The sequence below is a fragment of the Xanthomonas sp. D-36-1 genome, from assembly GCF_017746155.1.
Lineage (GTDB): Bacteria > Pseudomonadota > Gammaproteobacteria > Xanthomonadales > Xanthomonadaceae > Xanthomonas > Xanthomonas cissicola.
This window is the reverse complement of the sequence record NZ_JAGHWR010000045.1, coordinates 1-18,670: the sequence shown is the minus strand read 5'-3', so window position 1 is coordinate 18,670 and position 18,670 is coordinate 1. Positions and strand designations below refer to the sequence as shown.

Below are 18,670 nucleotides of genomic sequence, written 5' to 3'. Positions count from 1 at the left end.
GCGTACTCCTGGTGGCGGAACGGCGCGACCTGCGCCGTCGTGAACGGTGCGCCGGTGCAGGTTGGTGAAGCACCAGACCATCCGCGTGCCGATCATCGCATCGCCAGCGCGGTTGCCAGCACGCCCAGCAGCAGCCAGAACGCGACACCGGCACGCACCAGCCGCAACCCACGTTGCACGCTGTTTGCGCTTGCCGCCGCGCCCTCGCCCAGCGCGGGGCGTGCCTGCCAATGGCCGTGGTACGGCGCAGGCCCGCCCAGTTGGACGTGCAGCGCGCCTGCACCCGCTGCCATCACGGGGCCGGCATTGGGGCTTTTCCAGCCACGTCCCTGCCGCCAGGCGCAACGCAGGCCCGCGCGGGTGCGACCCAGCACCGCATAGGTCGCTGCAGTCAGGCGCGCCGGCAGCCAGTTCAACGCATCGTCGATGCGCGCCGCAGCCCAGCCGAAGTTGACATAGCGCGGCGTGCGATAGCCCCACATTGCATCCAGCGTATTGGATAGCCGATACAACACCGCTCCCGGCGCGCCCAGCACGACGCCCCAGAACAGCGCGGCGAAGACGGCATCGCTGCCGTTCTCCAGTACCGACTCGGTCGCTGCGGCAGCGACCTGGGTCGCGTCCAGTGCGGCCGTATCGCGGCTGACGATACGGCCCACTGCAGCGCGGGCGGCAGGCAGATCGGTGACCTGCAGCGCATCGATCACCGCTTGCGCATGTTCGCCCAGGCTACGCAGGCCCAGCGCCAGATACAGCGTGATCGCGACAAACCCTGCCGCCGCCCAGGGCGACACGCACCACAGCCCCCATTGCACCACTGCAGCGACACAGGTCAACGGCAACACGCTCACGCACCACGCCAGGATGCCGGCGCTGCGACGGTCGCGGTGCAGGCGTGCTTCGACACGTTGCGCCCAGTTGCCGAACAGCACCAACGGATGTCCGCGCCGCGGCTCGCCAAGCAGCAGATCCAGGAGCACGGCAGCGGTGGCAATCACCAGCAGCATGGCGTGCAGTCCCGGCGCATGCCAGCCAGCATGCCGAGCCATCCAAGGCGTTGCATGCGCACGCTCACGGCTACAGCTCGACGCCGAGCTGTGCCTTGATGCCGGCGTTGAAGGCGTGCTTGACCAGGCGCATCTCGGTCACGGTATCGGCCGCCTCGATCAACCCGGCCGGCGCGCCGCGCCCGGTGATCACCACGTGCTGGCCGGGCGGCCGCGCGGCCACGGCGGCAAGCACCTCATCCAGCGCGATGTAGTCTTTCACCAGGGCGATGTTGAGTTCGTCCAGCAGCACGAAGTCGTAGCGCGCATCGGCCAGCATGCCGCGCGCGAGCTGCCAGGCGGCCTGCGCGGCGGCGATGTCGCGTGCGCGGTCCTGGGTTTCCCAGGTGAAGCCTTCGCCCATGACGTAATAATCGAGCAGATCCGGAAAGCGACGGAAAAACGCTTCTTCGCCGGTCGAAAACGTGCCCTTGATGAATTGCACGACGCCGCAATACAGCCCATGCCCAAGCGAGCGCGCCAGCATGCCGAAGCCGGACGAGCTCTTGCCCTTGCCATTGCCGGTATTGACCAGCAGCACACCGCGGTCGATCACCGCACGTGCGATGCGCCGGTCGACCAATTGCTTCTTGCGCTGCGCACGTTCGCGATAATGCGCCTGATCGTGCTCGGGGATGGTCATGCACGTGCTCCAAGGGGTGGACGTGCGCCAGCGGCGCGTCGTGCAGCCAACAGGGTGAAGGCCAGGCCGACATAGCCGGCCAGGGTTGCAAGGGCGTGTGGATAGTCCGCCGGCACGCGCGCAATGAACCCGCTCAGCGTGGCATGCGGGTAGCGACCAGACAGAAAATAGAGGCCGGCTTTGGAGAGCAGATAGGCGGCGCTGCCGCTGATCAGCAAGGCCAACAGCGGCCCGACGACACGACGCCAGGCCTGGCGCTGCAGTTGCAACGCAGACAGCAGGCCGCCCCACCACAACGCGGCGTACGCCAACGCCAACGCCCAGTACGCCGGCGACAGGCACCAGTCGCTGCTGCTGCCCGAGGCCAGGCCGATCAAATCCAGCAGCGATACGATCCCGAACAGCAGCGGCAACATCCACAGCGGGCGTAACAACGCTCCGGCCAGAAAAAACACCGCCCATGAAGCCGTGGGCAAGGCATCCACATTCGCAAAATGCTCGCCGCGCGCACAGACCATCAAGACCGCAAGTGCGATGCCGCACGCTCTGGCCGCTGCGCCGTGCAAAGGCAACGGCGTCTCAGCTGCGCGCCGCGCCATCATCATGACACTTCCGATGGCGCGGAGAACGGCGTTGCGGCGCGCCAGCGCAGCACGCACCATGCGGCTGCCAGCACCACCGCCAGATACAGCGCTGTCGTACGCACGAACAGCGGCCCCCACTGCCAGGCGCGCTGCAGATACTGCGCCCAGTGCGGGTCGGTGTAGCGCCCGCCCCACCAGTAGAACGCGCCATTGGAGATCAAGAACGACAGCACGGCGGCCAAGGTGCCCAGACCCCAGGTGATGCTCAGCGACGCAGCGCTTGGCCGCACACGTGCGTGAGTCGCGCGCCCGGCGTACCAGAGCACGCCGTAGGCCACCGGCAATGCCGCGTAGGCCGCCGTGATGCAGAAGTCGCTGACGCCGGCCAGGCGCACCGCAGCCCAATCGATCGCCACCGACACCCCCAGCAAGGCGACGAAGTAGCCGTGCCGCCGCAATGCCAGACCGCCGAGAAAGAACACGGCCATGGATGCATCCGGCAGGTGCAGCCAGTCACTGACATGATGGAAGCGGGTCGCGGTCATCAGCAGCATCGAAGCGATGAACAACAGGCGTTCGGAAGAGCGGGATAACGGCGGCATCGATGGTCTCCTTCAGATTTTCGATCGCCACCCGGATGGCGCAACAGACATCAGGCAAATGATTGCCCCCTGCAAACCGTAACGATCCTTGCATCCAGCAGCAAGCGCCGACTGCGCGTTTAGACCGGCTAACAAAATGTCGTGAGCAATCGCCAGGTGAACGCGGACAGCGCGAGCAACCGCGGTGTCCGCCTGGTCCAGGCGGATCCGGGCACCGCCCGCGCCCATCCGGTGGCTGCGCAGTCGTGTTGCCGACGGCTCTCAGTGCGCCGGTTGGTAGCGGAAGGTCAGCAGATAATTGCAGCCTGGCTGGGCGTACCAACGTGCGGTTTCGTAGTGGCGGTCGAACACATTGTTGGCGGCAAATTGCACCTTCCAGTCCGCATTCACTGCATAACTCACGCGCAGATCCAGCAAGCCGTAGCCGGCCAGGCGATCGGTATTGGCCAGATCGTCGTAGCGTGCGCCCGATCCGAACAGGCTTGCGCCGATGCCGAATACACCGATGCTGCGGTCGGCATCGATGCGCCCGCTCTGACGCGCACGCCGCGGCAACCAGTTGCCATGATTGACCTCGCCATCGGCCTGCGGCGCAAGCCAGGTCAACGCGCTACGCAGGGTCCAGCCGGCCAGCTCGGTGTCGTAGCCGGCTTCCACGCCGCGAATGCGCGCCCGATCGATATTGTTCGGCTGCCCGAACGGATGCGTCGCATCCACCAACGACCCATCGTAGGCGATGAGGTCGTCGATACGGGTCTGGAACGCGCTGAGCGTCCAGGTGCCCCAGTCGTAGCGACCGCGCAGACCGAGCTCGGCACTCTTGGAGGTTTCCGGCCCGAGCAGCGGGTTTCCGTAATCGGGGTAATACAACTCATTGAAGGTGGGCGCCTTGAACGCAGTGCCGTAGCTGGCGGTCAGGCGTAGATGCTCGGCGACATCCCAACCCCACAGCAGGCTGCCGGTGGTCTTGCCGCCGAACTGGCTGTTGTCGTTGCGACGCAGGCTGGCCTGCAGCGATTGGCTTCCAAACGTCTGCTGCCATTGCGCAAATGCGGCGCGGTCGATGCGGCTGTCGGAATCGTAATTGTCGCTGCTGGCGATGGCGTCGCGCTGCCAATCGAAGCCGACCGTGAGCAGACCGGGGCCGGTGTCGAGATCGGCCTGCAACGCACCCTGCTTGCGGCGGGTGTCGTAGGTCGACAGGTAGGCGCCTTGGTAGTACGCATCGCTCAGATCGGCACTGCTGCCCACGCTGGCCGTGAGCTTGAGCGCATCGCTCGGCGCGTAACGCACGCGGCCGCCGATGGCCTGCTGCACGCCCTTGCTCAGATTGCCGCCGAATGCCGAACCGTCGTATTCGTTACGGCTCTGCGCGCGCAATACATGCACATCGGCATCCCACTGGCGATTGAAACGCCAGCCGCCCTGCGCGCTCAACGAATCGTTGCGATAGCCGTCGCGGTCCGGGTCGTAGGCGCTGGAGCTGGTATCCAGATACGCGTTGATACCATCGGTTTCGTCGTGCACGGCGTTCACCGAATACCAACCACCGGCGTCGCTCAGATCGCCCGGGCTGCGCCCCGCAATGCCCGCGCCGTAGCGGCGCGCGTTGTCGCTGCCGGCCGCCACGCTCAAGGTCGGCACGAAACCGCCTTGCGGACGCCGGGTAAAGATCTGGATCACCCCGCCCAGCGCTTCGGAGCCATACAGGCTGGAAAACGGGCCACGCACGATTTCGATGCGTTCGATCTGCTCGATCGGCAGATCCTGCAACGCCGCGCCGCCAGCGGTGGCCGAGCCGATGCGCACGCCATCGATCAGCACCACCACATGGTCTGCCTCGGTGCCGCGCAGGAACAGCGAGGTCGCCTTGCCGGGTCCGCCGTTGTTGGCCAGCGACACGCCCGCCTCGCCGCGCAACAGGTCCTGCAGCGAATTGACCTGACGACGCTCGATCTGCGCGCGGTCGATGACCGTGACCGGCGCCAGCGTCTGGTCCTGGGTCTGTGCGGTACGCGAGGCGGTGACCACGACGTGGTCCAGATCGATGACGGCCTCGGCGTGGGCCACAGTGGCAACGCACAGCGACAGCCCCACGGCGAGCACGGCACGAGGCGGCGAAACGGAAGAAAGGGACATCAACTGCTGCTCCTGGAACCGCGCCAACCCGCGCGTGGGCAATCGGGCGGCAGGCAGCAACGGGCCAAGCGTCCGGCGCGCAGCGTCAGACGAGCAAGGCCACGCCCACCGCGTGCCGGGTCAATCCCTCAGGCCGGTCTCCGGGCTTGCGAGTGGAAGCTGGCGCCTCCGATGCCGCGCCTTCCCATGCGACTGCACAGTGGCGTATTGCGGCATCTGACCTCGCCCACCGTTGCGGGGGCAGCTCCGGAATTGCAGTTCGCCAAGGCGACACGCGCACCGGATTCCCGTTTAAACCACCGGCCAACCGGCAGTCACCTCAGGGGCGCGCATGGTAGCAGGATTGGCGGACCGCGCCGCCGATATCTGCGGCGACCTGCCAGCCGCCCGTTCCAGCTCGCTGTAGGAGCGCACCTGGACGCGATGGCTCTACCGGGAACGTCCATCGCGCCCAGGTCGCTCCTACGCCGTGCAGGTGTCGCACAGCCGCGCGCGTTCAGTCCTTGGTAAACACCAGCCGTCCGCCGTCGGCACGCACGCGCACGCTCTCGCCGCTGAGATACTGGCCGGACAGGATCTGCTGCGCCAGCGGGTTCTCCACCTGCGATTGGATCGCGCGCTTGAGCGGGCGCGCCCCGTACACCGGGTCGAAGCCGACACTGCCCAGCACCTCCAGCGCCGCATCGTCCAGGTCCAGCTTGAGGCCGCGCTCGGCCAGGCGTTTTTCCAGGCCTTGCAACTGGATGCGCGCAATCGACTTGATCTGCGCCTTGTCCAGCGGATGGAACACCACGATGTCATCGAGCCGGTTGATGAACTCCGGGCGGAAGTGGGCCTGTACCACCCCCATCACCGCGGCCTTCATCTGCGTGTACGCCTCGGCGCTATCGTCGCCGGACAGCTCCTGGATCTGGTGCGAGCCCAGGTTGGAGGTCATCACGATGACGGTATTGCGGAAGTCCACGGTGCGGCCCTGGCCATCGGTCAGGCGGCCATCGTCGAGCACCTGCAGCAGGATGTTGAAGACATCCGGATGCGCCTTTTCCACTTCGTCCAGCAGGATCAGCGAATACGGACGACGCCGCACGGCCTCGGTGAGATAACCGCCTTCTTCATAGCCCACATAGCCAGGAGGTGCACCGATCAGGCGCGCGACCGAATGCTTCTCCATGAACTCGCTCATGTCGATGCGAATCATCGCTTCGGTGCTGTCGAACAGGAAATCCGCCAGCGCCTTGCACAGCTCGGTCTTGCCCACGCCGGTGGGACCCAAGAACAGGAACGAGCCACTGGGGCGGTTCGGGTCGGACAGGCCGGCACGCGAGCGGCGCACCGCATCGGAGACCACCTTGATCGCCTCGTTCTGACCGACCACGCGATGATGCAGTTCGTCTTCCATGCGCAACAGCTTGTCGCGCTCGCCTTCGAGCATCTTGTTGACCGGAATGCCGGTCCAGCGCGACACCACTTCGGCGATTTCCTCGGCGGTCACGCGGTCCTGCACCAGCTTGAAATCGTGGTGCTCCACCTCGTTGGCGAGCAGCATCTGCTTTTCCAGTTGCGGCAGCACGCCGTACTGGATCTCGCTCATCTTGGCGTAGTCCTGGCGGCGCTGCGCGGCCTCCAGTTCCAGCTTGGCGTGCTCGATCTGCTCCTTGATCTTGGTCGTGCCCTGCAGCGCCGCCTTTTCCGACTTCCACACTTCATTGAGGTCGGAGAACTCGCGTTCGAGCTTGTCGATATCGCTCTCCAGATCGGCCAGGCGCTGCCGCGAGGCCTCGTCCTTTTCCTTCTTGAGCATCTCGCGCTGGATCTTGAGCTGGATCAGGCGGCGTTCCAGGCGATCGAGCTCCTCCGGCTTGGAGTCGATCTCCATGCGGATACGCGACGCGGCTTCGTCCATCAAATCGATGGCCTTGTCCGGCAATTGGCGATCGGTGATGTAGCGGTTGGATAACGTTGCCGCAGCCACGATGGCCGGGTCGGTGATCTCCACGCCGTGATGCACCGCGTAGCGTTCCTTCAGCCCACGCAGGATGGCGATGGTGTCTTCCACCGTCGGCTCGCCCACGAAAACTTTCTGGAAGCGGCGCTCCAGTGCGGCGTCTTTTTCGATGTATTTGCGGTATTCGTCCAGCGTGGTGGCGCCGATGCAATGCAGCTCGCCGCGCGCCAGCGCCGGCTTGAGCATGTTGCCGGCATCCATCGCGCCATCGGCCTTGCCGGCGCCGACCATGGTGTGCAGCTCGTCGATGAACAGGATGATCTGGCCTTCGTTCTTCGAAAGATCGCTGAGCACCGCCTTCAGGCGCTCTTCGAACTCGCCGCGAAACTTGGCACCGGCGATCAGCGCGCCCATGTCCAGCGACAGCACGCGCTTGCCGCGCAGGCCTTCGGGCACTTCGCCGTTGATGATGCGCTGGGCCAGGCCCTCGACAATGGCGGTCTTGCCCACGCCGGGTTCGCCGATCAGCACCGGATTGTTCTTGGTGCGGCGCTGCAGCACCTGGATGGTGCGGCGGATTTCCTCGTCGCGGCCGATCACCGGATCGAGCTTGCCGCTCTCGGCGCGTGCGGTCAGATCGATGGTGTATTTCTCCAGCGCCTGGCGCTGTTCTTCGGCATTTTCCGACTGCACGGTTTCGCCGCCACGCAGCTTGTCGATGGCCGCTTCGATCTTCTTCTTGTCGCCACCGGCAGCGCGCAACGCCACGCCCAGCGGGCTGGCATCGTCGGCGGCGGCCAGCACGAACCATTCGCTGGCGATGAACGCGTCGCCATGTTGCTGGGCGAGCTTATCGGTCTGGTTGAGCAGGCGATTGAGATCGTTGCCGATCGACAGATTGCCTTCCTGCCCGGACACCTTGGGCAGCGTGTCCAGCGCCTCGCCGAGGCGCTCGCGCAGCAGCGGCACGTTGACGCCGGCCTGCGACAGCAACGGGCGCGTGCTGCCGCCGCTCTGGTCGAGCAGCGCGGCCAGCACGTGCACCGGCTCGATGATGTTGTGGTCGCGGCCCACGGCCAGCGACTGCGCGTCGGCCAGCGCCTGCTGGAACCGCGAGGTGAGCTTGTCCATCCGCATGGGGAGATCCTCTGAACAGGTGGCCGGCACCGCCGGCGATACCGTGCAGATGCGGTTGCCGAGCGGGGTTTCAAGGTGTGCCGGTGCTGGAGATGGAAGCGGCCAGGCCGACGCTACCTAAGCGGGCGTGGCGAAGCGGGACGTGCAGGTGGGCTACCGCCGGGTGACGCACCAGCCAGTGACCCGGCATGTCGCCGTGGGCGTTAGTGAAACGGCGCGCAGGCGCTGGTATGGTCTCGGGCGCTGAGCCCGACACGCGCGGGGCTAGAGGATGCGTTGCAACGGCGAGGTTTCCTGCGCCGTCGCCTCGCGGGGTGCACCGTGGCGCGTCTGCGCCTTCGGGGCAGCTGGCTCCAGCACCTGTGTCGTGCCCAGCAGACGCGACAGCACCTGTGCCTGGATCGTCGCCAGCGCGGGCAGCCCGGGCGCACGCGGATGCGGCACCGGCACCGGCACATCCAGGCCAACCTTGCCGTGTTCGAGCACCACGATGCGATCGGCCAGCGCGCTCGCCTCGGCCACGTCATGGGTGACCAACACCAGCGTAAACCCATGCTGCCGCCACAACTGCACGATCAGCTGCTGCATTTCGATACGGGTCAATGCATCCAGCGCCCCCAGCGGTTCGTCCAGCAGCAACAGCCGCGGTCGATGCACCAAGGCACGCGCCAGTGCCACGCGCTGACGTTGACCGCCCGACAACGCGGACGGCCACGCGTTGCCGCGCGTGCCCAGGCCCACCGCGTCCAGCGCCTGCTGCGCCTGCGCACGACCGGCCCGGCCCAACCCAAGCGCCACATTGTCGATCACCCGCTTCCACGGCAGCAGGCGGGCATCCTGAAACATCAGCCGCACCGCATCGCGCTGGGCTGCCAATGGCGCGCGCCCGCTGTCGACCGTGCCGACATCGGCGGCTTCCAACCCCGCAATCACGCGCAGCAGCGTGCTCTTGCCGCAACCGCTGCGCCCCACGATCGCCACGCACGCACCAGGCGCGATGTCCAGCTCGATGCCGCGCAACACGTCGCTGTCGCCATAACGCTTGGCAATTCCGCCTACGCGCAGCGGCAGCCCGATGGTGGCAGCGCTCATCGGCGTAGCTCCGCACGCTGCTGTTGCGCGGGATGCCAGCCAAGCCACACCGCTTCCAGGCCGCGCGCGGCCATGTCGGCCAGCTTGCCGAGCAAGGCGTACAGCACGATCGCCACCACCACGATGTCGGTCTGCAGAAACTCGCGCGCATTGGTGGCCAGATAGCCGATACCGGAGCTGGCGGAAATGGTCTCGGCCACGATCAGCGTCAGCCACATCAACCCCAGCGCAAATCGCAAGCCCACCAAAATCGACGGCAGTGCACCCGGCAACAACACATCCCAGAACAGTTGCGGACATCGCAGGCCGTAATTGCGCGCCATTTCGATCAAGGCCGGATCCACGCTGCGGATGCCGTGATAAGTATTGAGGTAGATCGGGAAAAACGTTCCAAGCGCGACCAGGAACAGCTTGGCGCCCTCATCGATACCGAACCACAGGATCACCAGCGGAATCAGCGCCAGATGCGGCACGTTGCGCAGCATCTGCAGGGCGCTGTCGAGCAGGCGCTCGGCCACGCGGCAGACGCCGGTCAACAGGCCGAGCGCAAATCCGATGCTGCCGCCAATCGCCAGGCCGACCGCCGCGCGCCAGCTGCTGATGGCCAGGTGTTGCCACAGCTCGCCGCTGCGCACCAGCGTGACTGCCGCACGCATTACCGCATCCGGCGCGGGCAGAATGCGCTGCGGCAACCAACCGCTGGAGGCTGCAATTTGCCAGGCCAACAGCAAGGCCAAGGGCAGCAGCCACGGCACCAGCGCGTTGCCCACACGGCGCGAAATGGCGCTCATCGCAGCATCTCGGTGATAGTGCCTTGTCTCGCGCCCTGTCGCACTGAAATGCCAGCGCACACTTGCACGCTTGTGACTTCGTGGCCCTGCACCCTGCGACTGTATGCATTCGAACGCATCATTTGCTCGCCGCCTGCGCTGCGCCAGCAGCCGGCGCGCGCCAGACCGCCGGTGCCACCAGCACGCGTTTGGGCAACAGGCGCTGCGCATAGAACAGGTCGGCAGTGGCCTGCTGCGCCTTGATGATCTGCGCGCTGAGCGGTTGCACGCTGGCCGGCGGGCGATGCGCCAGCGTGCGTTCCACCACTGCGGGCGGCAGCCCACTCACCTGCGCCAATATCTTGATGCTGCCGGCACGGTCGCGCTCCAGCAGGCCATCGGCCTGGTTGAGCGTGCCCATCACCTGCTGCACGAACGGCCCCCACGCCGTGGCATAGCGACGCGACGACAGAAAAAACCCGCCGGTGAGCCCCAGGCCTTCGCCATTGGCGAGCAGGCGGGCGCTGCCATCCAGCGTCAACGCCGAATACCACGGGTCCCAGATCGCCCAGGCGTCCACCTGCCCGGCCGCGAACGCCGCACGCGCATTGGCCGGCGACAGATACAGCGGCGTGATATCGCGCATGCCCAGACCTGATTTGGCCAACAACCGCAACAGCAGATTGTGCGCACTCGAGCCTTTCTGAAAGGCGACACGCTTGCCCTTGAGGTCGGCCACCGTACGCAGCGCGCTTTTGCTCGGTACCAGAATGGTCTCGGCCTCGGGCGTGGGCGGCACCCAGCCCACGTACAGCAGATCGGCACCGGCAGCCTGCGCAAACAGCGGTGGAATATCGCCGGCGCCGCCCAGGTCGATGCTGCCCACATTCAATGCTTCCAGCAGTTGCGGGCCGGCCGGAAATTCCACCCAGGTGATCTTGGTCTGCGCAAAGCGCTGCTCCAGCAAACGATGCTGCTTGGCCAACACCAAACTGGAGACCGCCTTTTGATAACCGATCCGCAACTGCGCCGGCTCGGCCGCCAGCGTAGGCTGCGCCCACACAATGCTCGCCAACAGCAAGGCACTTGCCAACGCGGCGTACGCGGCCGCACGCGCGGCCATCAGCGAGCGGTACACCGTCTGCTGCCAACCCGTTGCCCGCATCGCAGCTGCTGGTTGCACACCCCGGCCACGCCGGCACGATGGCTGCATCGCAGCCTCGCTGGTGATTGCGGGAACGCGGTAGCGCATCGGCAGAGTCCTCATTGCCAATCGGTTGAGGGTTTTTCCCAGAGGTTGATGCCACCCTCGACCGCATGGCGATCGATCTCGGCCAACTCTTCTGCACTGAACGGCGGCGCCTGCAATGCCGCCACGTTTTCGATCAGTTGCTCCGGACGGCTGGCGCCCAGCAACGCCGAGCTCACGCGCGCATCGCGCAGCACCCAGGCCAATGCCAGCTGCGCCAGGCTCTGCCCACGCCCGCGCGCAATCGCATCCAGCCCACGCGCGCGTTGCAGGTTGTCATCGGACAGATGTTCCGGCCGAAGCGACTGACCGCCGGGGCGGTTGACGCGCGCATCACTGGGCACGCCATTGAGATATTTGCCGGTCAACAGACCTTGCGCCAGCGGTGTGAAGGCGATCACTCCAGCGCCCACCTCCGCAGTGGCATCGAACAGCTCGTGCTCGGCCCAACGGTTGAAGAGGTTGTAGGCCGGCTGATGGATCAGCAGCGGCACCTTCCACTCGCGCAGCAGTGCGGCGATCTCGCGTGTACGCCCGGCCGAATACGACGATATGCCGACATACAGCGCCTTGCCCTGTTGGACCGCACTGGCCAATGCGCCGGCGGTTTCCTCCAGCGGCGTGTCCGCATCGAAACGGTGCGAATAGAAAATATCCACATAGTCCACGCCTAGCCGCTGCAGGCTCTGATCCAGGCTGGACAACAGGTATTTGCGCGAACTGCCGCCCTGCCCGTACGGGCCCGGCCACATGTCCCAGCCGGCCTTGGTGGAGATGATCAACTCATCGCGATACGGCTTGAAATCTTCATGCAGCAGCCGGCCGAAATTGATTTCCGCGCTGCCGTAGGGGGGCCCGTAGTTGTTGGCCAGGTCGAAATGGGTGATGCCCAGATCGAACGCGGTACGCAGCAGTGCGCGTTGCGTTTCGATCGGCGTGCTGTCGCCGAAGTTGTGCCACAGGCCCAGCGATAACGCAGGCAACACAAGGCCGCTGCGGCCAACGCGGCGATAGGCGATACGGTCGTAACGATCGGGATGTGCGAGATAGCGCATGGGAATGTCCGGTTGGTCAGCGTGGGCTGAAGCGATTGACGGGGCGTTGCAACCCCAGATGGTCGCGCAGCGTGCGCCCGGCATATTCACGCCGGAACAGTCCACGTCGCTGCAATTCCGGCACGACATGCGCAGCCACATCGGCCAGGCCACCGGGCAGATGCGGCACCAGCACATTGAAGCCGTCTGCAGCGCCCTGTTCGAACCAGGCCTGCAGCTCGTCGGCGATCTGCGTGGGGGTGCCGATCAGGCTGTAATGGCCGCGCCCGCCCGCGATGCGCCGGCCGAGCTGGGCGATGCTCAACTGCTCCTGTCCCGCCAGTTCGGTGAACAACTGCTGGCGGCTGCGCTGGCCGGTTTCGGTGAGCGGTAAATCCGGCAGCGGACCATCCGGCGGATAGGCCGACAGATCGAAATTGCCCAGCATGCGCGACAGCAATGCGATACCCACCTCCGGCTCCACCAGGTCCTGAAACTGCTCGAATTTATCCTGCGCTTCGGCCTGGCTCTGGCCCACCACGATGAACACGCCGGGCAACACCTTCAACGCATCGCGTGCGCGACCGAACTGGTCCAGCCGGCCCTTGAGGTCGGCATAGAACGCCTGTGCCTTGGTCAATGACGATTGCGCGGTGAAGACCACCTCGGCAGTCTCGGCGGCCAGCGCACGTCCGGGCTCGGACGAGCCGGCCTGCACCAGCACCGGATGCCCCTGCGGGGCGCGCGCAATATTGAGTGGGCCACGCACCTGGAAATGGCTGCCGCGGTGATCCAGCACATGCGCCCGCGCAGGGTCGTGATGCAGGCCGGTGGCGGTGTCGGCAATGAAGGCATCGTCGTCCCAACTGTCCCAGAGTCCGGCGACCACCTGCTGGAATTCGCGCGCACGCGCATAGCGCTCGGCGTGCACGTAATGCGCATCGCGATTGAAATTCAGCGCCTCATCGGCCGCATCGGAGGTGACCAGATTCCAGCCGGCACGCCCGCCGGAGAGATGATCCAGCGAGGCGAACTTGCGCGCCACGTGGTACGGCTCGTTGTAGCTGGTGGTCATGGTGGCGATCAGACCGATGCGCTCGCTCACCACCGCCAGTGCGCTGAGCAGCGTGAGCGGCTCGAACAGGCTGGAACGCGCCATGCGCGAGGCCACCGGCCCACCGGCCGCAGCCAGGCTGTCGGCGACGAACACCGTATCGAATTTCGCGGCTTCGGCGATGCGCACCATCTCGCGGTAGTGGTCGAACACCAGTGTATCGGCACTGGCCTGTGGATGCCGCCACGCTGCCACATGATGCCCGGTGGCCATCAGGAAGGCGCCCAGCGACAGCTGACGTGGCGCGCTCATCGCAGCCCACCGTCCACGGCAGCCATGGTGTTGCGCATCGCCACATCAAAAAGCGCGAACCTCATGCTCAAAAATCCTTATGCACTTGCAGCCCGACATAATGCTGATCGTCGCGTGGCACCAATCGATAGACGTTGCCGGTCGCATTGGCCAGCAACGGTGCATACGCACGGTCGCCGAGATTGCGACCCAGCACCGCCACCCGCCAGCCATGCAGATCGTCGGCCAACGCAATGCTGGCATTCCAGATTGCGTAAGGGCCCTGGATGGTTTGCGCGGTCTGGCTGAGGTCGTACTGCACGCTGTCCTGCCAGCTCACATCGCCGTTGAATTCCAGCGCCAGACCGCCGCGCAACGGCACGCGATAGCCCGCGCGCAGGTTGCCCTTCCAGTCGGGCGAAAACGGCAACGGCTTGCCATCCACATTGCAGTTGGCCGCGGCAGCTGCCGGGCAGGCGAAGCGCTGGATGCGCGCCTGCGTATAGGCCAGCGAAGCGGCCAGGCTAAGCCGCTCGGTGGGCCGATACTCCAGATCCAGTTCCACGCCCTGCGTGCGCACCTGCCCGGCGTTGATCAAGCGCGTCACCACCTGCCCGGCCACGGTGTCGAAGAAATTGGCCTGGTAGTTGGCGTATTGCGTATGGAATAACGCAAGGTTCGCACTCAGGCGGTCCTCCAGTGCACGTGCCTTCAACCCCAGCTCCCACGCGTTGGAAGTTTCCGGCTTCAGCGCCGGCGTATCGCGCGGCTGCATGTTGAAGAACACGTTGTAGGCCGGGCCCTTGTAGCCGCGCGAATACGTGAGGTAGCCGGTGGTCTGCGCATCAACATCGTACTGAAGACCGGTGCGGCCGGAGACGCCGTTTTCTGCGGTGCTGCCATTGCTGGCGGTGGCTGGCTGGATGCCGGTGATTGCGGTTGCAGAGGTGGACACGCGCTGGTGTTGATAGTCGAGCGTGTCGCGAGTGAAGCGTGCGCCCAGCAAGGCGCGCAGATCCGGGCGCCAATGCCAGGTGGCCTCGCCGAACACCGCATAGGTCTGCGCGCGGGTGCCGTAATCGGCCACGCCCAGGTTGCTGGCGGTCGGCGAGATCACCGTGCGCTGGTAGGTTTCGTCGCTGCGCGCATGCAGGTAGTACAGGCCGGCCACTGCTTCCACCGCACGGTCGCGCGGCGTCTCGATACGCAGTTCCTGCGAGTATTGTGTATACCCCAGATCGCCACGGTCGTGCGAAGACGGAAACGTCGCGCTGCGTTGCGCGGTGCGGTCGCCATCCTGGAACTGGGTGTTGTCCCACTGTCGCCAAGCGCTGATCGAGGTCAGCAGCGCATCGCCGAGTTGCTGGTCCAGCTGCAGCGAGGCTCCCTTGTTGGTGTCTTCCAGATGCGTGCGGTAATCGCTGTTGATCAGCCGGTTGTCGGCACGCGCCACCACCGGCGCAAGCGCAGCGGCAAAATCCGCGCGGGTGCTGGCAACGACCACGCCGCTGGGCGCATCACTGCGCGAGCGCAGGTAATCGGCCAGCAGCGTTGCATTCAAGCTCGGGTTCGGGGTCAGATCCATCCGCAACCGTGCACCGGAGCGCTGGTAACCGTTGACCGTTTGGCCATCGGCCACATTATGCACGTTGCCGCCGTACTCGGCCCACAACGCCGAGACGCTCGCCTTCAGCACCTCCGGCACCAGCGCGCCGCCAACGCTGGCTCGCACACGGTCTTCGTCGCCGCCACCGAAGTGCGAATAATCCACATAGCCACCGAACGCCTCCGGCGCCGGCTTGCTGACGATATTGAGTACGCCGGCCGAGGCGTTCTTGCCGAACAAGGTGCCCTGCGGCCCGCGCAGCACTTCGATGCGCTCGACATCGAGCAGATCCAGCGTGGCCTGGCCGGGTCGGCCCAGCACCACGCCATCGATCACGGTGGCCACACTGGGCTCCACGCCCGGCGAGGTCGAAATGGTGCCCACGCCGCGCAGGAACAACGAGGTGTCCTTGTTGGATGCACCGGTGCGGAAGGTGAGACTGGGCACCAGCGCCGGAAAGTCGGCCACGCTGTTGCGGTTCTCGCGCTCCAGCGTTTCGCCCTGCACCACGGACACCGCCACCGGCACTTGTTGCAAGGTGGTTTCGCGACGCGTGGCGGTGACGGTCACCGCCCCCAGGGTCTGCGCCGTGCGCTCCGGCGCTGCGTCGGCATCGCCCACTTCGTCGGCAACGGCCGGCATGCAGGCGCAAGCGAGACTCCATGCCAGCAACTGCGGTGTCCCCCACCATCTGGAGGCAGAAACGATGCCCGCCGGGCTCCGGTGTCGCGCAATCATTGACGTCCTTCTGTATGGGGTGGTGGGTGCGCGGTGTTGCTGCAGCCGGCATGCGCCGTGGGGGCGCCGCGCCGCGTGGGTTAGGTGCCGCCAGCCAAGCCGGTCTCGACCGCGCAATGCAATACGGCATGCTGTTTGCCGGCGTCGCGAGCGTCAAATAACCAATGTTTAGGTGGTTATTCACTCCTGCGGCGGATCGCGCCTGGCAGGCGGCCGGATAGCCTGTCGCGCACGCACGCTGCGCAAGCCCATGCAGGTGGCGATAATGCACGGATGGATGCACCCAAGCCCTGGCACCTCTACCTGCTGCTGTGTCGCAACGGCAGCTACTACGCCGGCATTACCAACGATCTGGAACGGCGCTTCCAGGCGCATCTGCGTGGCACCGGCGCACGCTACACGCGCGCCAACCCGCCCGTGCAGGTGCTTGCCAGTCACACATACCCGGACCGCGCCAGCGCATCACGCGCAGAGTGCGCACTCAAACGCCTGCCGCGTGCGCGCAAACTCGCCTGGCTGCAGGCGCAGCCGCACACCGTCCACGAGTCACAACCTGCTGACGCGTCGCTCACGCGCGCCTAGCCGCGGGTTTTCTACGCTGCCCTGCCCTCGATCGCGGAGCCGCGCATGCACTATCAACTGTATTACTGGACCGGCCTGCAGGGCCGCGGCGAGTTCGTGCGATTGGCCCTGGAAGATGCTGGCGCCGCCTACACCGATGTGGCGCGGACGCGAGGCGACGAGGTCATGAATGCCTTTCTGGAAGGGGAGCACCCAGGTGCGCAGCCATTCGCACCGCCATTTCTGAACGCGGGTGACATCGTGGTGGCGCAGGTCGCGGCGATCCTGCACTTCATCGGGCCGCAGCTGCAATTGGTGCCCGATTCGGAGCCGCAGCGCCTACAGGCGCTGCAGTTGCAGATGACCATTGCCGACCTGGTGGCCGAAGTACACGACACGCACCACCCGATTGCGACTGGCCTGTACTACGAAGACCAACAGGCCGAAGCGGCCAAGCGCGCGCAGGACCTGCGCGACAACCGCCTACCTAAATTCCTCGGGTATTTCGAGCGGGTGCTGCAACGGGCCGGCGGCACGCACGTGCTTGGCACGCATTCGTACGTCGATCTGTCGCTGTTCCAGCTGGTCAGCGGCCTGGAGTACATGTTCCCCAAGCGCATGGCGACGCTGGCCACAGACCTACCCGGCCTGAAGGCGCTGCAGCAGCGTGTGGCCACGCGACCGCGTATTGCGGCGTATCTGGCGTCCGAACGACGGGTGGCCTTCAATACCAACGGAATCTTCCGGCATTACCCGGAACTGGATGCAGAATAGGCGTTGGGGCAAGGGTCATCGCGCGCGACGAACTGCAGCAGACCAGCGCGGCATCACGATATGGCGCTGACTGCCGTCATCGATCACGCGGCATGTCAGACGTCCGGGCGTTCATCAGGGTGCGTTCCATCGCTGCATGCGCGTGCGGGCTCACCATCGCACGAAAGTTCGGATGGCCGCATGACATGCGGCCTTCACCCTTGCATGATTTGGATGCAAACGGCCTCAGCGCCCTTGTAGCAGCGCCGCGCGAATCCGCTGCAGTTGCGCCTTCACCGCAGCGGCTTGTGTCGGCCCGAGTCGCAGTAGTGCCTTCTGGCCAACCGACAGCGATTCCAGCGACGGATCGACAAAGAGATAACGGCCACGCTCGTCGCGTCGTACGCCGATCGGTTCCGCCGGCTGCGGCGTGCGCAGCAGGTGATCGATCACATCGATCACGCGGTCGTTGAAGTAGCGGTCCGGGGCACCCAGATTCGCATACGCTTGCTGAAACAGCGGATAGAAGCGCACATAACTGCGCGCCAAGGCCTGCGCGTCCACGCTGGTGAATGCAGTCACGTAAGGCGCATAGCGCGCCGCGTTGGCCTGATCGATCATCAGCTGATTGTCTGTGCTGGAGATCTGCAAGTCCCCCGACACCGCCTGCAGCACCGAGGCGCGGCGGCTGATGCTGGGTTGGGTCAGATTGTCGATCATCACCACAACACGTTCGATCAGGTGCTTGCGCAGCACGATCGACAACGCAGTCTCGTCCTGCACCAACGTCAGCAACGCTTCCCACGCGGCATCATCGCTTTGCGCCAATGGCGGAATTGCCACATCGGCAGCATCGGCCGAGGGTACCTGCAGCGGATGACGTGGCTCGTTGCCCGCCGGCGTTGGCTGCGGGTTGACTGCAGCGGCTACCGCGCTGGCGGTACGGCTGATGGGTGCAGGCAAGCGGCCCTGCGGATCGGGCGGGCCGCTGAACAGCCACCACGCGGCGCCAGAGATCAAGGGGACCGCCAACAACCACGGCCAGCGCGAGGACTTGCTTTGCATCATGGATCTCCTGACATCGACAACATCCAGGGTGTGACCGTGGGATGCTGCAGTGGTTCCATCCATTTACGGTGTCGCTCGTTTAGTCGCTTGAGTTGAGGCGTAGCGCGATACGCTCGCAATTTCCGGGAAAGGCAGCGGCCGGCTCGCCGCTGTATGTTGGACGTCCTACAGTTCGACCAGTTCAACTGGTCCTTGCCTGCCCGCTATCGCGGCACCTTATGCAGCATGGATGCCGCGATCCACTTCACTTAGGGAAGGTCTGAACAACGAGACCTGACAGGGCGGAAGGTGGCGTCGTTCCGAAGAGTGGCTTTTGGAACTTCGGAATTTCGCCATTTCTGGCGCTTTCCGCGGGAAT

At 65.5% G+C, this 18,670-nt stretch carries 15 protein-coding genes, 1 other RNA gene and 1 riboswitch; of the genes, 2 read left to right on the top strand and 14 right to left on the bottom strand.

Annotation, left to right across the window (positions count from 1 at the left end; all coding sequences use genetic code 11):
* Positions 1-92 precede the first annotated feature (92 nt).
* The 13 genes from cbiB to J7367_RS14135 all read right to left on the bottom strand — a co-directional run bounded on the left by cbiB (position 93) and on the right by J7367_RS14135 (position 15,834).
* The gene (gene cbiB / locus J7367_RS14195; RefSeq protein ID WP_022558695.1) at positions 93-1,007 is read right to left on the bottom strand and encodes an adenosylcobinamide-phosphate synthase CbiB; all 915 of its coding nucleotides are present in this window, start codon (positions 1,005-1,007) and stop codon (positions 93-95) included.
* 70 nt (positions 1,008-1,077) lie between these two features.
* Positions 1,078-1,689, bottom strand: coding sequence for a cob(I)yrinic acid a,c-diamide adenosyltransferase (gene cobO, locus J7367_RS14190; RefSeq protein ID WP_057663358.1), 612 nt, complete (start codon positions 1,687-1,689; stop codon positions 1,078-1,080).
* Complete coding sequence (locus J7367_RS14185) at positions 1,686-2,291, bottom strand: hypothetical protein (RefSeq protein WP_057663380.1); 606 nt, start codon at positions 2,289-2,291, stop codon at positions 1,686-1,688. The genes cobO and J7367_RS14185 overlap by 4 nt, the downstream gene beginning before the upstream one ends.
* Positions 2,291-2,875: a hypothetical protein gene (locus tag J7367_RS14180; RefSeq protein WP_022558692.1), complete on the bottom strand. Its 585-nt coding sequence runs from the start codon at positions 2,873-2,875 to the stop codon at positions 2,291-2,293. Before J7367_RS14180 ends, J7367_RS14185 begins: the two co-directional genes overlap by 1 nt.
* A gap of 126 nt (positions 2,876-3,001) precedes the next feature.
* A non-coding RNA gene (locus J7367_RS14175) (sX9 sRNA) lies at positions 3,002-3,076 on the bottom strand.
* Between the two features lie 60 nt (positions 3,077-3,136).
* Entirely contained in the window at positions 3,137-5,014 is a 1,878-nt protein-coding gene (btuB, locus tag J7367_RS14170; RefSeq protein ID WP_057663377.1) for a TonB-dependent vitamin B12 receptor, read from the bottom strand.
* Positions 5,015-5,127: 113 nt separating this feature from the next.
* Positions 5,128-5,351: riboswitch (cobalamin riboswitch) on the bottom strand.
* 159 nt (positions 5,352-5,510) lie between these two features.
* Positions 5,511-8,096: an ATP-dependent chaperone ClpB gene (gene clpB, locus J7367_RS14165; RefSeq protein ID WP_007963705.1), complete on the bottom strand. Its 2,586-nt coding sequence runs from the start codon at positions 8,094-8,096 to the stop codon at positions 5,511-5,513.
* A gap of 264 nt (positions 8,097-8,360) precedes the next feature.
* Positions 8,361-9,188: an ATP-binding cassette domain-containing protein gene (locus tag J7367_RS14160; protein ID WP_057663356.1), complete on the bottom strand. Its 828-nt coding sequence runs from the start codon at positions 9,186-9,188 to the stop codon at positions 8,361-8,363.
* Positions 9,185-9,979, bottom strand: a complete 795-nt coding sequence (gene ssuC / locus J7367_RS14155; protein WP_057663354.1) for an aliphatic sulfonate ABC transporter permease SsuC — start codon at positions 9,977-9,979, stop codon at positions 9,185-9,187. Before ssuC ends, J7367_RS14160 begins: the two co-directional genes overlap by 4 nt.
* A 118-nt stretch (positions 9,980-10,097) precedes the next feature.
* Positions 10,098-11,210, bottom strand: a complete 1,113-nt coding sequence (locus J7367_RS14150; RefSeq protein ID WP_057663351.1) for an aliphatic sulfonate ABC transporter substrate-binding protein — start codon at positions 11,208-11,210, stop codon at positions 10,098-10,100.
* 11 nt (positions 11,211-11,221) lie between these two features.
* Entirely contained in the window at positions 11,222-12,262 is a 1,041-nt protein-coding gene (mgrA, locus tag J7367_RS14145; RefSeq protein ID WP_057663348.1) for an L-glyceraldehyde 3-phosphate reductase, read from the bottom strand.
* Between the two features lie 16 nt (positions 12,263-12,278).
* Positions 12,279-13,607: an LLM class flavin-dependent oxidoreductase gene (locus tag J7367_RS14140; RefSeq protein WP_057663345.1), complete on the bottom strand. Its 1,329-nt coding sequence runs from the start codon at positions 13,605-13,607 to the stop codon at positions 12,279-12,281.
* A gap of 67 nt (positions 13,608-13,674) precedes the next feature.
* Positions 13,675-15,834 carry a TonB-dependent receptor gene (locus tag J7367_RS14135; protein WP_057663342.1) on the bottom strand — a complete coding sequence of 720 codons (2,160 nt, stop codon included), beginning with the start codon at positions 15,832-15,834 and terminating at the stop codon, positions 13,675-13,677.
* Positions 15,835-16,203: 369 nt separating this feature from the next.
* Here J7367_RS14135 and J7367_RS14130 point away from each other — a divergent pair, with 369 nt between their 5' ends.
* Positions 16,204-16,512, top strand: coding sequence for a GIY-YIG nuclease family protein (locus J7367_RS14130; protein ID WP_007962811.1), 309 nt, complete (start codon positions 16,204-16,206; stop codon positions 16,510-16,512).
* 45 nt (positions 16,513-16,557) lie between these two features.
* The gene (locus J7367_RS14125) at positions 16,558-17,265 is read left to right on the top strand and encodes a glutathione S-transferase (RefSeq protein WP_057663339.1); all 708 of its coding nucleotides are present in this window, start codon (positions 16,558-16,560) and stop codon (positions 17,263-17,265) included.
* 225 nt (positions 17,266-17,490) lie between these two features.
* Here the strand turns inward: J7367_RS14125 and J7367_RS14120 are convergent, their stop codons facing one another.
* On the bottom strand, positions 17,491-18,309 hold the full coding sequence (locus tag J7367_RS14120) for a DUF3014 domain-containing protein (RefSeq protein WP_057663374.1): 819 nt from the start codon (positions 18,307-18,309) through the stop codon (positions 17,491-17,493).
* Between the last annotated feature and the right edge of the window lie 361 nt (positions 18,310-18,670).